At 53.2% G+C, this 15,171-nt stretch carries 10 protein-coding genes and 1 pseudogene; 9 read left to right on the top strand and 2 right to left on the bottom strand.

Annotated elements, in window-relative coordinates:
• Window positions 1–12 precede the first annotated feature (12 nt).
• The 9 genes and pseudogenes from DWY95_RS10985 (at window position 13) to DWY95_RS10940 (ending at window position 13,369) form a co-directional block, all read left to right on the top strand.
• A complete protein-coding gene (locus tag DWY95_RS10985) occupies window positions 13–6,705 on the top strand; it encodes a DUF2185 domain-containing protein (RefSeq protein ID WP_118553532.1) in 6,693 nt (2,230 codons plus the stop codon).
• Window positions 6,706–6,720: 15 nt separating this feature from the next.
• Window positions 6,721–7,584, top strand: coding sequence for a CbrC family protein (locus DWY95_RS10980; protein ID WP_117948556.1), 864 nt, complete (start codon window positions 6,721–6,723; stop codon window positions 7,582–7,584).
• A gap of 9 nt (window positions 7,585–7,593) precedes the next feature.
• On the top strand, window positions 7,594–8,145 hold the full coding sequence (locus DWY95_RS10975) for a DUF4304 domain-containing protein (protein WP_006059611.1): 552 nt from the start codon (window positions 7,594–7,596) through the stop codon (window positions 8,143–8,145).
• 26 nt (window positions 8,146–8,171) lie between these two features.
• On the top strand, window positions 8,172–8,708 hold the full coding sequence (locus tag DWY95_RS10970; protein WP_006059612.1) for a hypothetical protein: 537 nt from the start codon (window positions 8,172–8,174) through the stop codon (window positions 8,706–8,708).
• Between the two features lie 11 nt (window positions 8,709–8,719).
• Window positions 8,720–9,079 (top strand): hypothetical protein, encoded by a 360-nt coding sequence (locus DWY95_RS10965; protein ID WP_006059613.1) that lies wholly within the window; start codon window positions 8,720–8,722, stop codon window positions 9,077–9,079.
• A gap of 15 nt (window positions 9,080–9,094) precedes the next feature.
• Window positions 9,095–9,739, top strand: coding sequence for a DUF3885 domain-containing protein (locus DWY95_RS10960; protein WP_008723402.1), 645 nt, complete (start codon window positions 9,095–9,097; stop codon window positions 9,737–9,739).
• A gap of 27 nt (window positions 9,740–9,766) precedes the next feature.
• Window positions 9,767–10,546: a hypothetical protein gene (locus DWY95_RS10955; RefSeq protein ID WP_006059615.1), complete on the top strand. Its 780-nt coding sequence runs from the start codon at window positions 9,767–9,769 to the stop codon at window positions 10,544–10,546.
• Between the two features lie 26 nt (window positions 10,547–10,572).
• Window positions 10,573–10,788, top strand: a pseudogene (locus tag DWY95_RS10950) (spondin); the annotation flags it as partial.
• A 688-nt stretch (window positions 10,789–11,476) separates the two neighbouring features.
• Window positions 11,477–13,369 (top strand): hypothetical protein, encoded by a 1,893-nt coding sequence (locus tag DWY95_RS10940; protein ID WP_199665510.1) that lies wholly within the window; start codon window positions 11,477–11,479, stop codon window positions 13,367–13,369.
• A gap of 63 nt (window positions 13,370–13,432) precedes the next feature.
• On the opposite strand, the gene DWY95_RS10935 is transcribed toward DWY95_RS10940, so the two are convergent.
• Complete coding sequence (locus DWY95_RS10935; RefSeq protein WP_118553530.1) at window positions 13,433–14,815, bottom strand: relaxase/mobilization nuclease domain-containing protein; 1,383 nt, start codon at window positions 14,813–14,815, stop codon at window positions 13,433–13,435.
• Between the two features lie 55 nt (window positions 14,816–14,870).
• Window positions 14,871–15,149, bottom strand: coding sequence for a hypothetical protein (locus tag DWY95_RS10930; protein WP_117506243.1), 279 nt, complete (start codon window positions 15,147–15,149; stop codon window positions 14,871–14,873).
• Between the last annotated feature and the right edge of the window lie 22 nt (window positions 15,150–15,171).

Below are 15,171 nucleotides of genomic sequence, written 5' to 3'. Positions count from 1 at the left end.
AGAGGTGCCGACATGGGAGCATGGGGCATAAAAGCATTAGAGCGTGACGAAGGGCTGGATGTACTGGACATCCTCAAAAATGAATATGTACCGGAGCATCCGGTAATGGATCTGGGCGAGATGATCGAACTGATGAAAGAGGAAGTCATGCTGGGATCTGACTTCTCACAAATCGACTTCCTCTTTGACAATACTGCGATGGCTCTGGCGGAGCTGTATTTCCAATGGAAGGATAACAGCAAACTGGACTACGATCATGAAGAAGCTATATGGGATAAAGTCACCGGTTTCACAGCATCCAAAGAAGCCCTTGCTTTCCTGCTGCGGCAGCTCACCGACATCAAAAACGAGGTGCCGGACGAGGACGGCATCCGTGAGATTGTGGATCTTTGGAAGAACGAGGACAGCGGTGAGATCGCTCCTGCGTGGTTGGAACACTTGAATCAGCTCATTGATCGACTGGATTCAGAACAGGAGGCACGACAAATGTATATCAAAAAATACTGGGGCAACTTTATTGGCGGTTCCGATGACAGTCTGAACCTTGTGGCATTTTTGGAAGACCAGAAGAAAGAGGAGATCCCCCTCAGCGAGATATTTGCCAAGATTGGGCTGGACAAACAAAACTGGGACTTCCGCCAGACCGTGGAGTATCTGGAGTTTACACACTCCGATGGCGTGGAGATGGACTTCCACTTCGCCATTGATGTGGTCACTGATCTGGCCGCCATCCTGCTGGAGTGCAGCGTCAGCGGCAGTGTAAACCTTCAGGATCTGGACGAGTACAACACCCCTGCCCGCCGCATTCGCATCACCGCCACGCCAGAGGAACACGACGCCATGAACAAGTCCCTGGCGGATTTTGCCCAGAATCCGCTGGAATATGACCTCAGTGAGATGATGGACAACGAGGAGATCCAGGAGATGGCTCGGGATGTGGAGGCGCTGCGGAAGGAACTGTACGAGGCCGCTGGCCGCAACCGGGACTACCATGTGAAAGCGGAGGATGTGAAATCTCTGCTCCCTGACTGGAAGGGTGCCGATGGCTGCATCGCCACCAACCGCATCACAGTAGAGGGCCGCAAGGTGGGCTACTGCTACAGGGAGGAGCCGGACGGCGGCTGGGACAGCGGCTGGCGCTTTACCGCCGGTGATGAGAGCGACGAGTACATGGACGACCCTAACAACGCCGGGATCTACAAGCTGAACACGATCTGCAATGACGATCCCGACATCATCCCTTTGCTGAACACCCCCGCTCCCTGCGCCTTTGAGCGGGATGAAAATGGCGTGTTCCAGCAGATCAAAGACTGGAAACCAGATGAGGACGAGGAGGACCCTGATATGGATATTTTGAAGCAGTGCCAGAAGTGGCATGAGGAGGACAAACACCAGAAAATCGTTGACGCACTGGAGGCAATCTCTGCCGAGGAGCGTACCCCGGAAATGGATATGGAGCTGGCCCGCGCCTACAACAATCTGGCGGACTCCAGCGAGCCGGAGGGAAGGAAGCTGCTTCACCAGGCACTGGAACTGATGCAGTCCCATGAGGAGGAACTGGGAGATACTTATTCCTGGAATTTCCGTATGGGGTATGCCTATTATTATCTGGATCAGGAGGGCCGCGCTCTGCGGCATTTTGAAAAAGCTCTGGAACTGCATCCAGGTGATGATCCTAAGCTCAACACCCGACAGGACATGGAGGAACTAATTGACTCGTGCAAAAAGGGTATTTCTCTGCCGCAGTTCTGGGAGTGCTTCCGGGAACGGACAGAGAACTGGTGGGAAACCTTTGCCGAGATGGAAGCAGAGCTGCGCCAGATGATGGACGAGGACAAAGATCACACCCGCGGTGCGGAGATCGTGGCCCAAATGGAGGAAACCCTGAATTTGGTTTTTGACGAGATTTCCTTCGAGATGGGCTTCAACGGCGAAAAGCATGAGCTGATCCTCACCCCGGAGGGGGATAAGGTCAAACTGTTTGAGCTGGTCTACTTCCAGAAGCACGCCCCCAAGGAGGTGCTGGAGCACTGGAATATCCTTGTGGGCCGTCAGCCTCTCCAGAACATCGGCCTGCGTACTGAGGATGGCTGGGACATCTCCGGGGAGGATGTGCAGATCTGGCTGGAGGAGCAGGGTGAAAACAGCTTCGCCATCTCCGCCTACTGCGAAAAGCTGCTGCCTATGCTCCGGGAGGAAGAAGGCCGGGCCTGGTGGATGCTCACTACCCTCACCGACCAAGTGCTGGGCGAGATCTCCCACATGAGATACATAGACAGCTTTGATGTGCTGGAGGAACCCAAGGCAGAGCCGTCCTTCCTCCTGTCCCAGCTGCCCGACAAACTGCGGGAGCAGGGCCTGGAGCTCTCCACCGACCCGGAAGCCTATCTGGAGAGCTACCTTGGTTACAAAATGGAACCCAAACAGGACCCGGACGCCGATTGGCGGCTGGATGTAATGGCCGGTTCCACCTGCTGTGTGCCGCTCATCAACGGCTATCTGAATGCCGACAATGATTTTATGGACGATCCCCATGCCGACGGCGCGGTGGCGGGCTTCTTCTGCTATCCCCTGGATACCCTGCGGGAGGAGGAAGGCAGTCAGAAAATTTTCGACTTCCGGGACAAACTGGAGGAAGTGCTCACCGGCGGGGATGGTTCGGAAGTGCTCACTCTCACCGGCGGGGCTACCGGCCTCTACTGTGGCTATGTGGACTTCATCGCCTGGGACATCCAAGAGGCGCTGAACATGGCGAAAGAGTTCTTTGAAGGCACGGACATCCCATGGGCCATCTTCCACACCTTCCGCCGTGAAGCCGGTTCTGTATCCCTAAAGCAACAAGATGATGGGACAGAAACTGAGAATCAGGATGACGAGTTGGACGAAACGCTGACGGGCATGGACTATATTCCTTACACCCAACAGAACGCCGAAGCATTCTTCGCTCAGCTGGAGCAGTGGAACGACGAGGATGAGTACACCCGCTGTATCCAGGCACTGAATGCCATCCCGGAGAACTGGAGGAACTACCGCACCGCCTACGCCCTGGCCCGTGCACTGGAGAACTACGCCATCATCGGGGACCATGACGAAGGTACTTTGAAATCCAAGGGAGACAAAGCCCTTCTGAGGGCCATTGAGGTGCTGGAGTCCGTCCGGGAGGAAGGCCAGAACAAGGCCCAGTGGAATATGCGGATGGCCTATGGCTATCAGTATCTCTACGGCCAGGAGGAAAAGGCCATTCCCTACGCCGAGCGGTGGGCGGAGCTGGACCCGGAGGATGAAAATGCTCCGGCGGTAATTCGGGAGTGTAAGGCGGAGATCCGGAAACGCCAGCGCAGCCGGAAGAAGAAGGCCAAATTCGTGCCCGGTGATACCCCATTTGAGGGCTTCGACCTCACCAACTTCTGGGATGATAATTGGTATGCACTGAAAGAATATGTCAGTGATCCGCCTTCCGATGAGCTGATTGCCAGCGTGGAGGAGGAACTGGGCTACAAGCTGCCCGCCGCCTACATCTGGCTGATGAAGCAGCACAACGGCGGCATTCCGGTGAACACCTGCTATCCCTGCGATGAGCCTACCTGTTGGTCAGATGATCATGTGGCCATCACCGGCATTTTCGGAATCGGACGGGAAAAGAGCTGCTCCCTCTGTGGAGAGCTGGGCAGCCAGTTTATGATCGATGAGTGGGAGTATCCTGCCATCGGTGTGGCCATCTGCGACTGTCCAAGCGCCGGACACGATATGATTTTCCTGGACTACCGGGCTTGCGGTCCCCAGGGAGAGCCTGCGGTAGTCCATGTGGATCAGGAAAATGACTATAAAATTACCCATCTGGCAGATAGCTTTGAGGAATTTATCCGCGGACTGGAGCATGAATCCCTCTATGATCCGGATGAAGATGCAGAGGGTCTTGAGGATGACGCCGACGAGGAGGAAACCGACCATAAGGGTTCCTTTGCCGGATCTGTGCTCCTCTCCAAAGCAGAGTGGGACAAGGAGCAGTTGATTCGAGATCTGCGGGAAGAATGGGGTATCGTAGATGAGGAGCCGGATGAGGGCGACGAAGATGTTGAGAACAGCGATGACGCTGTGGTAATGCGGGTCGGCAATATGATGCTGATCGTGACACTATTCCACGGTCACATCCCGGACAATGAAGCAGAGATCAACGCCGAAAACAACTATATGTGGCCAGAGGCCGTAGAGGTGGCCAAAGCGCACAAGGCCCATATCATGGTGGCTGTGTTGGGCGAGGAGGAAAAACTGCTGGAACGGGGTAAGCTGTTCACTAAGGCGATGGCAGTGTGCTGCAAGCAGAAATATGCCACCGGTGTCTACACCAGCGGCGTGGTATTTGAGCCTCGTTTCTATGAGGGCCTTGCCGATATGCTCAAAGAGGACGAACTGCCCATCTTCAACTGGGTTTGGTTCGGCCTGTACCGGAGCGAGGGGGGCCTAAACGGCTACACCTACGGCATGGATGTGTTTGGCAAGGAGGAAATGGAGGTGTTGAACACCGACGCTGAGCCGGAGGAACTGCGGGACTTTTTGGCCAGCCTTGCCTCCTATGTGCTGGCGTGTGATGTGACACTGCAAGACGGCGAGACCATCGGTTTTTCTGCGGACGATAAGCACACCATCACCCGCAGCCCCGGCGTCTCCCTGCCGGAGGAACAGATGACCCTGAAGATCGGTTACGAGCCTATAAAGGGAGATCCGGAGGATGACAGCTGCGACCACTCAGACAATGATGACACGCAGGATGAGGAAGAATTCAGTAATCCCGAAGTCTACACCGAGGAGGAGATGGAAGCCGTCGAGGGGCACATTGAGCAGTATTTCGGCAAGTTCGAGAATGTGTTCCATGAGCTGGTTTCTCCCGACATCCATGTGGACATCTGCGTGGTGCCGCCCTCTGAGGAGCGGGACTACTGCACCCTGGTCACCATGGGCATGGGCGCTCACCGGATGAATGTGCCGGAGGAACTGGCGGAATATAAGCTGGAGCGGGCGGAGCTGGCCATTGCCCTGCCTGCGGACTGGAAGCTGGATCAGGAGTCCATGAAAGACGAAAAGTGGTACTGGCCCATCCGCCTGCTGAAATCCTTGGCCCGCCTTCCCATTGCCAGCGATACCTGGCTGGGCTTCGGCCATACCATGGACAATGAGGAGGATTTTGCAAAGGACACAAAGCTGTGCGCCGCCATTCTGACTGGTCCCCAGGATACCGAAGATGGCAGCGAGGTCTGCACTCTGCCGGGCGGCGAGGAGGTCAACTTCTATCAGGTGATTCCTCTCTACCGGGATGAATTGGAATATAAGCTGGCCCATGACGCGGACGCCCTGCTGGGCAAAATGAACGGCATCAGCTTTGTGGTGGAGCCTGATCGTCAGGATGCTATCACCCGTGGCACCCTTTCCAATGATGATTTTGACGGTGAGATGGACGATGCTTCCTATCATATCGAGAGCATTGAGGAGAAGGAACTGCCTATTGACCCCATCAATGCTTATAACCACATGGCCATCTACCTGCGCTGGTGTATGGAGAACGACCTGATGGGCGAGGACTTCTTGAAAGAATACAGCGAAGTGACCAAACAGGTCAAAGCTGATCCTGCCAATGTGGATCTGAGGGAGTTTATCCGGGATGAGCTGGACGGCTGTCTGTTCTCTGTGCTGTTCAATCAGCAAGGCCGTGCCTTTGCAGGCTATTACTACGGAGAGGGCGACAGCCCCTACTATCCTGCCGACATTGATGACTATGCCCTGAAATATTTTGGTCCGTCCCGATACCACTCCAATGAATTTCAACAGGAGGCATACTTATTCATCCCATTTGATGAGAAATACTATCAGACCATGGCTCAAGTGATTGAGGAACGCTTTGAAAACTGGCAGGGACAGGACTTCGACGAGGACACGCTGGAGCCTTCCGAGGTTGCTCAGGCCATCATGGAGTATCTGGACTGCGAGTGTACCTATTTCCCATCCATGGCAGATGATGACCCCATCATGTCGGCATACAGCTACGCCCAGCGGCTGGGGGTACGGGAGGGCTTTGTTCCCGTACTTATCCAGGCGGATGATGAAACGCTGTTGGAATGTCTGGTAATGAACGCCGACCCGGAGCATGATGCGGACTGCTATGAATTTGACCTCAAAACGGTAGAGGAGTACCGGAAGAAGATGCTCTCCGCTCCCATCAAGGACGGAAAGGCGGTTTTGGAGGAATTGACCGGCCAGCGCAAGGAAGAAGCCGAGGACGATGATCTGGACTGGGAGGAGGAAGTCCTGGGCGAGATGGAGGGCGGAGAACCCAACGACCGCTTCGCAAACTATTGGAACGATGATACCGGAATGACATATCCGCTCATTCTGGCTAAAATTCCGGTAAAGGACCCCTGGGAGATCTTCGCCTACCTGCCCTTTGGAAATTGGAATGAGTGTCCCGACACACCGGACCTGATGGCAGTGGCGAAATACTGGTTCGAGCAACATGGTGCCATCCCTGCCGCCATGAGCCACGATGAATTGGAGTTTGAACTTCCAACTCCGATCTCCAAGGAAAGAGCTATGGAGGTGGCTGTGGAGCAATATGGTTTCTGCCCAGATCTGGATCAGAATGAGGATGGAAGCATTGGCTCCTTGGCAGATGTCCTGTGGCAGTCCACCGTCTGGTATTTCTGGTGGGATTGATGGGAGGTGCGACCAATGACAGAATATCAGAAAACCTATATCGAACTAAAAAAACAGTTTGTTGCGACCAATGAAGGTCCGGACAGTGTCCGCGCTCTATATACCTTCAAGGAAGAACTTGAGCAGAGTGAGGATCAGCAGGCCAAAGAAGTGCTGGTGGATGTATATGACCTGCTGGACTTTAAGAAGGACGCCTACGAGCTGCTTTGCCAAATTGGAAATCGTTCCGATAAAAAGACCCTCAAGCGGCTGGGCACGCTGAAGGACTATGCGGAAAACTGGGGCAATCATTATGCCCTCCCCAAGCCCAAAACGCCGGAGGAAAAGCAGAAAGAAAAGGAACGGCAGGCCCAGCTGGGCCTGCCCGCCTTCCGGTATCACCCAAACCCTCTGGAAACTGGGGCTTTTGAGGAATCCGCAGACGGCGTTGTCTGCGACTGCTGTGGCAAGACGACCCATATTTTCTATACCAATCCGTTCTTTTCCGTGGAGGATATTGCATATCTGTGCCCGGCGTGTATCGCCAGCGGCGAGGCGGCCCGGAAATATGACGGCAGCTTTCAAGATGATTTCTCTGTGGACGATGGCGTAGACGATCCGGAGAAGCTGGACGAGCTGATCCACCGTACTCCCGGCTACTCCGGCTGGCAGCAGGAATACTGGCGGGCCCACTGTGGCGATTACTGCGCCTTTTGGGGCTATGTGGGCGCCAGAGAACTGCGGGCACTGGGTGTGCTGGAGGAGGTGCTGGACGACCCCATGTGGGACGAGGAGCAGAAGGGAATGATCCGGGAATCCGTCAATGGCGGGCATCTGCAATGCTATCTGTTCCAGTGCCTCCACTGCGGAAAACACCTGGTCTGGATGGATTTTGATTGAGGTGGCAACATGGAGAAGAAGGATTTTCCCAAGGGAACCAAGCCCCGTGAGATCTTCGTCTATACCTGTGAGCGGATCGCGGAGCCTTTGAACCCGCTGGGCTACAAATACCGCAAGAGCAAAAATGACATCTACAAAAAAGACGGCATCTTTGTGTTCTCCTTTTACTTTTCCCCCTCCATCCGCTTTGGCTCCACCACTTTTACTGCCTTCTTCGATGTGAGTTCCCCGGTGATTGCCCAGTGGCGCAGTGAGCAGGAAGGGACGGAGGAAACCTATGATGGTATCGTGGGTACCTCCATCGCCCGGCTGACCCACCGGTATGATGACTTCCCCCGCTATGAGGTATCTACTCTGCTGGAGCGGGAACGCTCTATCCAGGAAATTTCCGGGCAGATCCAGGACTATGCACTACCATTCTTTGCCCGGTTTTCCAATCTGCCCAAGCTGCTGGACGATGTGGAACAGGAGGGGTTCTTCCCCCATCGGAAGGGGTTCGATGTCCCTAAGCGGAATCGGGAGTTCATCGAATGCTTCCGGGAGTATCTCCAAAAGCAGTAGGAATCAGCAGAAAGGAAACAACACCTATGTCAAACAGTAGAGTATCCACTTGGAGTGGAATCCGGAACAAATTGGAGAATGACTACCTGTGCCCGGCACTCCGGGGCCACATCCAGTATTTTGCCACCAGTTACAGCAAAAGCGCCGACCATGAGGGCCGGGCCGCCATTCGTGTGGACGGCGTGGAAGTGCTGCGGAGCAACTACTACACCTATTTTGAAAATGTGTGGACGAAATTTCATCACTTGCGCTCCACCACGCTGAAAGATCACGACTCCGCAAAAGAGGCCATCAATCAGGCTCATGCCTATGCGCTGGAGCAGGGCACCTTTGACCAAAAGGTGTTCTATGAGGCGTTTGGGATCTTTGACAACCAGAGCATCGAGAAAAGCCTTGTCAGCGAGAATCCCCTTGTCCGTATCTTTGCCCTTCTGGATCGCAGGCTTGGCAAGCGCCGCCTGCTGGCTTTGGAGGACTCCATGGAGCAGGAACTGGACTGGGTGCGGGCTTTCTATGTGATCCGGTTGCAGGCCGAAGGGCTGATGGAAGCGAATAACATTTAGGAGGAACCACCATGTCACAGATCGCGTCCTTTTATCTGATAAAAAATAACCAGCGGCAGGAGTTGTCCGACGGTGACTGCTCCGGCGCGGTCTATATGGCCATCTGGGACTGGTGTGAGAGCGAACTGGATCTGGATGTCCGTTTTCCTGCTCCCCAGACGGAAGACACCCTGGACTGCGCTCTGCTGGAGGGAGAGCTGGCGTCTCAACTGCTGGCAGCTCTGCGGGAGCAGGATCTCCCGGAGCTGGCCGCTGAAATTGCCCCGGACTGGGATCTGCCCACCGAGGCGGTGCAAAGCGGGCTTAATACGCTGCGCTCCCATCTGGAACTGGTGCAGGGCGATGCTGCTCTGCTGTATGAAATGACATGAGAACGGAGGGATACCATGCTGGCAAAGCGGTTTGAACACATTTTACATGATCTGGGCATGGCTGGGCTGGAACACCCTCTGTTCTACCATGCACCGGTGGGCATTCGTTTTAAGATCGGCGGGGAGGAACCAATCTATCTGGATAGGCGTGCGGCGAAGCTGAAAACCAACCCCGCTTATGTTCAGGGGGCGCTGGACCGAGCCGCCGCGATCTATCGGGCACTTCCGGCGGTGCCGGACCTTCTGCGGATCGACGGGTATCCCGATGAAGAACCCGCCGAGTCCCTGCTGACCGTTATCCGGCAGCGAGTGGGCCTCCCAGTTCCCGATGAACAACTTTCGGCCACAGAGCAGGATGAAGATGGGGATACCCATGCACAAGTGCAGTTTTACTGGGATCTCAGCAAGATCAGCTTTCAACCAGAGCTGCTTCTTCGGGAAATCATTCTGGGGGACATCGGCGGCTGGAACGGCTTTGTGTCCAGCGTCTATCTGGCTGGGCCGGGGCCGTTCCTCTACCATTTGTACGATGACCGTGGGCTGGATGTGCTGGGCGGCTCACAGAAGCTGCTATTGCCTCTCTATCATCAATTTCATGACTGGATTTTGGAATACGATCTGGAGAAGATTGACCAGATGTTCGCTCCAGCAAAAGAATGACTGCATAACAGAAAAGGAGACATTGCTATGGGACTTGATATTTACGCCGGGCCGCTGACCCGGTACTATTCTCACAACTGGAAAACTGTTGTTCAGCAGTGGGCGGAGGAAAACGGATACACCTTTAACCGGATCACCCCGGATGGAGAACCCGCCGACAACGAGGAGGAGCTGTCCCCGGCTGAGATCCAGGCGGCAGTGGAGGACTGGCGGGATCAGATCTTAGCCGCCATTTCCCAGCCGAACCAGCCGCACTACACTCCATGGCCGGAGGACAACGAGCGGCCCTATTACACCGATAAGCCGGATTGGGATGCCTTTGGCGCTATGCTGCTGGTGGCCGCCTGTCATACATACGAGGAACCGGTGCCTCTCACCGTGGAGAAGGACTGGGACTTCGGGGAGCATCCCCTGATTGCCCGCCTTGCATCGGACGAGGAGCGGGTGTGGTCCCTGCTTCGGGGCGCGACTTGGTGGCTTCCCCTCACCGACAGCTTTCTATTCCAAGGCCCTCTGCCCACCGATGATCAGACGATGATCGCCACCTTGGGCGGACTGCGGAAGGAGCTGGAAAAGCTGAACCAGCTGGCATGGCAGGCCGATGAGGACACTATCCTTGGTTGGGCAGACACGGAGGGATACCCGGTAGACGGAACCGTAGACTCAGATGGACAGTACAGCAAGGCAGACATCCCGGAACACACCCAGTATGACACCCAATCCTTGGCCAAGTTTGCCTTCTCCGTGTTCTGGCGGGCCATGCGGTTTGCCGAGGAGCAGCAGGTGCCTATCCTGCTTGACTATTAAAGAGAATTCGTCAGGGGGTGGAGACCGTGGAACAAAAACGGCCGGCAGATATAATTCAGGAACTTCTGGACTACCTGTGGAACGGCCTGGGCCTGGAGGAAAAGGGCTGGAAGCGTCTGAAAAAGGGCGACTTCAAAAAGAAAATGAAAAACGGGCTGACCTATCAGATCTGGTTTGACCGGAGCCGCTACAACTACATAGACTACGAAATCGGCCATGGGAATGTGGAGGTGGGCTTCACAGGCATTGACGATGATATCCACGTCGGAGCGGTTCATCAGGTCTTTCAGGATGCCAAACTGCTTTTTGGTACCAGCAGACACCAGATTTTCATTATCTATCTTTTTGTATTAAGGTCTACAGCAATCTAATCCCACGTTAAAACGAGAAAATGCTTAATTGTTCTCCTCAAAGTTCTCTACCTGTTCCATGACCTTTTTGAGAACTTCGGGGCTGTACTGCGGGGGATATCACGCTTTTCAAAGAACGAGCCGGAGTTGCGCGCAGCGCGCAGATAATCCCGGCAGTTAAACAAAATCTAATCAAGGTTGAGAGCTTTTTCTTCAGCCTTCGTCTTTGCCATGGCGTTTTTCTCCAATCTGAAAATTACAAATTGCGGACAAAAAGGACGCATTGTTGTGGCAAGCAGTGCAAGCTGGTACCAACTTGCAATTTTTGAATCCGATTTCTAAAAATCAAATTCAAAATGCTTGTTGGGCTGTGCCCAAACCCCTTGTGTTCTGCATCCAGTGGATGCAGGCTGCACATTTTTGAAAAATGCTTTTTAATCTGAGTGCCGATGCCTGTGGTATCGGCACTTTTTGCACAGATGGATTCCCGGAAGCAGAAAATAGTGCTATGCAGCACATCCGGGATTGTGCTATACTTGATTTACATAAACTTGTTTGTCCTAAAAAGTTGGAGGTGTTCATGGCAACACGAACCATTTGTTTTCCCATATCCGGCTATCCCTATTGCAGAGAACAGCCGGTGACATTCACATGGATAAAAGGCAGCAAGCGGCAGAATATCCGTGCCGTCCATGATGCCGTCCATACAACAGACCCTGATGTTTCGATTCTGGAAGTCAGCTCTGCATCCGTTCAGCCGGAGGGTGAAGCTGTTTCTTCTCTGCGGCTTTTGCTGCATCTGGATTCTGTTGCGCAGGATGTACCCATCAGCACGGTTTTTGAAGCCACCAAAGTGTTTGAACATGGTGGGCCATTCGCTGACCTTCTGACCTGTGAGCCACCCAAAGTCCATAAGGACACTCGGCTGCGAACCAGTGGAGAGCTGCTACGTTACTCTCTGGAAGGAAACGAGTATCCGACAGAGCCGTACATGGATTCGTTCTTTGAGTGGCTCTACTGCCGTGCGTTGAAGCAGTTCCCGGAAAAGGCGGAGCCGCTGAGCAGATATAATGCTTTTTCTGATATTGCTGCCGCAGCGGATTCTAAAAAGTATTATGGCGATTCCTCACGGGCGGCTGCGATTTATGTGGGACTTGCAGCGGCAGGAAAACTTTCGTGCATCGATTCCTATGAATTATTTATTGCTGAGGTCTATACGGAGCCGAAACCTTTGCCCAAGTCTGGAAAATCTGAGGCTGCTTCAAAAATGACACCCGAAGTTTCTGCACCAGCAAAGGAGACTCCGGCAGACGAATTGCCGCAGCCCGATAACGCAAATGCGGAAGTGATTCCGGACACTGCGCAGATGGAGCATATCCTTGAGCTGCCCAAAGCGACCTGTCTGCTTCTCTCTTTGGCAAAAAATGCTGGCCTTTCTGCAAATAGTTCCAGTGAGCTGACATATAAGGGAAAGGAATTCCTTCTTGACGCTTATCAGATAGCGCTGAAAAATAAAACGCTCCAAATCAATATCCAAAAGAACAAAATCACATTTCCGATGGAGGAACCGGACAGCGGATTTCATGCAGTTGGTGTGTTGACCCGTTCGCCTGCTTGGGAATACGGATGGAAGTTTAACTATCTGACTGAGAATACATCCGGTGCAGAAAAGTCCGAAGTTAAAGAAAAAATCCCTCCGAAGCCTTTGACCGCATTGGAGCATCTGGAACGCTGTGGGTATAGAATCGTTCAGCAGGTCGTACCGAAAAAACTTCCGCCGATTGCCGTTCAGCGGATGGCATGGAAAACAGGCGAAGCTCTTTGCGACCCGGTAGTGGTGGATTTCTTGCAGTTTATTCGGACACATATGCAGAGTGACGGCTCTTTTTCGTTTCGTATCCCAAAGGGTACTTCCAAGAATTCGTTTGCCACACTTTCGGAAATCGCTCAGACGTGGGATAAAATGGGACTTTTTGCATCCATTGTGATCTATCCGCAGAATATCGTCTATGAGCTTGCGCAAAATGAGACTGTCCGGCATTTCCTGAGCGGGAAGTGGCTGGAACTTTTTGTGGAGCATCAGGTTCAGCAGATTTTGAATCGCTATCAGGAGGAGCAGGGCGCAGAAGTTTCGCTTTGCTCCAATGTGATTCTTTCAGAAGCGGCATCCGCAGGGAGCACGCATGAACTGGATGTTGCGTTTTCCATCAACGGAAAATTCTTCTGGGTGGAAGCCAAATCGTCCAGCCGAAGCATTGATTATGGAAAATATGCTGCTCTGTGCGAAAAGCTGAAAGTAACCTCCGACCGACTGCTTTTGGTCAACAGCGATTTGTCCGTTGAGGAGTGTGAAGGCGTTTCTTACTTCTGGAATTATCGTGTTGCAAATTGTGCAACGATTACGGGGGAATTGGAAAATATGGTTGCCAAACAAATTGAAACTGCCGGAAAAGCCGTTCCAAGTATAGACTGAGCAATAAGCAAAAAAGACCCTGAGAACCCTGCCGGATAAGCGGCAAAGTTCTCAGGGACTGTTTTATCGGATCTGCTCGACTTGCTTGGAGTCCTTTTCCTCCGCAAAGAACAGTTCCACATTCTTCTGTGCTTTTACGATTTCCTGCATCTCATCCAGTGTCTTTCGGTACTCTGGGTAGAGTGCTTTTTTCTTGGTGAGCAAAGCCGAATACTCTGCATTCAGGTCTTTCACTTTGGGCAGCTTTTTCAGGCCGGATTCATTGAAAGCGGCTTTCGCCGTCTTATGCAGCGTGACTTCTTCCCGGTGCGCTTCCAAAAATTTGGAGCTGTACCCGGATTTGCGGTAAGCATCGTATACAGGCCGGGTCTTGGCATAGTTGACGATGTGCGCCCGGAGGACGGCGATTTCTGCCATACGCTTCTCGGCGGCCTTGATGGAATCGCCCAGTTTGTGATAGCGAGAAAGTGCAGCATCAGCACGCTCTTTCAGGTCATCCGCACTGCCGATTTTCTGCTCCTGCAAAAAAATCAGCGTTTTGGACATCTCTTTCAAGTTGTACTTCTTCGCCCAGCGTTCGTAGCCGCCACCTTTGCCCTCGGCAAGTTTTGCTTGAATGTCAACCAGCAACTGGAACGGCTGCTCTTTGGGAGGTTGCTTCTGATGTGGGCGGTGTTCGGCTTTTCCGGCAATGACTGCTTTGATTTCATCCTCGCTGTACCCGGCACCCAGTGTCTTTAACCGGATAAAGCGTTTCTGCCGTGCGCCTTTAACGGAAGTGTATTTGCCGCGTTTGATTTCATAGCCCTGCTGTTCCAGCTTTTGCAGAAAATCTTCGTAGTCGGTGGGCTTCTGCTGCAAAATCTCGTCGATTACACTGCACAGCCGGTCGCGGTTGCTCTCCTTTGGTGGGTAAGTGATGCGCTTCTGCCGTTCCCGGTAAGGCTTCTTTTCAATGACTGACAGCTGATGCTCCAGACAAATCAGGTCGCTCAACCGCTGCACTGCCAGACCGGAAAAGAAAAAATCCCGGAATTTTCTTGTGCCGTCCAGAGTGGTCGAGTTATAGATAATGTGATTGTGAATGTGTTCCCGATCGGTATGCGTTGCAACGATAAAAGCGTGTTTGCCTTTCAGAAACCGGGAGGCCAACTCATAACCGATGCGGTTTGCTTCTTCAGCCGTAATTTCACCAGGTCGGAAAGATTGCCGTATCTGATAGGCGATAATGTTACTTTTTTGGCTGCGCCCGGTGGCCTGCTCGTACAGCTTTTTTGTGAGCATGAACTCCTCGTCCACAGTAAGCGGGCTGCATTGATAGCTGCTGACAAGTTCGCCTTTTTCAGTCTTGTCGGGATTCTGCGCATAATCAGTGCGGTCTTTCAGGCAGGCGGCGATAGATTTTCCTTTGTGCTGATGCAGTGCGATCAGACGAGTAGCAGCCAGAGCAGATCACCTCCTAAATGAAAAAGCCGCCCGAAGGCGGCAAGAAGATTCAAAATCAAATCAGGTCCCGGAGCCAACCGCTGAATTTCTCAACGCCCTCCACCATTGCAGTTGCGCCGACAAAAAGGACAAAGCAGAGAAATTCGGCAACCAGCAGAATCAGAAATTGATCCCAAGTCTGGCGGTAGACGGTGTAGATGCCGCAGCCAAAGATATACAGCATCAACGGCGCGACAACATAGCTGGACAGAGTAAGCAGCCACTTTGCCATCAGAGCCAGAAAAGCCACGAACAGAGAGATCGGGGCAAGCATCATCTTGAATAAAAACCTCATATCAAACACCAGCCTTTCTTTT

Source organism: Faecalibacterium sp. AF28-13AC (assembly GCF_003478405.1).
Classification (GTDB): domain Bacteria; phylum Bacillota; class Clostridia; order Oscillospirales; family Ruminococcaceae; genus Faecalibacterium; species Faecalibacterium prausnitzii_E.
The sequence above is the reverse complement of the archived record's forward strand: the minus strand, read 5'-3'. Positions and strand labels throughout refer to the sequence as shown.

Bases quoted from the DNA above. Each gene is read 5' to 3' on its own strand.
- DWY95_RS10985 (WP_118553532.1), top strand. From the start codon at position 13: ATGGGAGCATGGGGCATAAAAGCATTAGAGCGTGACGAAGGGCTGGAT.
- DWY95_RS10980 (WP_117948556.1), top strand. From the start codon at position 6,721: ATGACAGAATATCAGAAAACCTATATCGAACTAAAAAAACAGTTTGTT.
- DWY95_RS10975 (WP_006059611.1), top strand. From the start codon at position 7,594: ATGGAGAAGAAGGATTTTCCCAAGGGAACCAAGCCCCGTGAGATCTTC.
- DWY95_RS10970 (WP_006059612.1), top strand. From the start codon at position 8,172: ATGTCAAACAGTAGAGTATCCACTTGGAGTGGAATCCGGAACAAATTG.
- DWY95_RS10965 (WP_006059613.1), top strand. From the start codon at position 8,720: ATGTCACAGATCGCGTCCTTTTATCTGATAAAAAATAACCAGCGGCAG.
- DWY95_RS10960 (WP_008723402.1), top strand. From the start codon at position 9,095: ATGCTGGCAAAGCGGTTTGAACACATTTTACATGATCTGGGCATGGCT.
- DWY95_RS10955 (WP_006059615.1), top strand. From the start codon at position 9,767: ATGGGACTTGATATTTACGCCGGGCCGCTGACCCGGTACTATTCTCAC.
- DWY95_RS10940 (WP_199665510.1), top strand. From the start codon at position 11,477: ATGGCAACACGAACCATTTGTTTTCCCATATCCGGCTATCCCTATTGC.
- DWY95_RS10930 (WP_117506243.1), bottom strand. From the start codon at position 15,149: ATGAGGTTTTTATTCAAGATGATGCTTGCCCCGATCTCTCTGTTCGTG.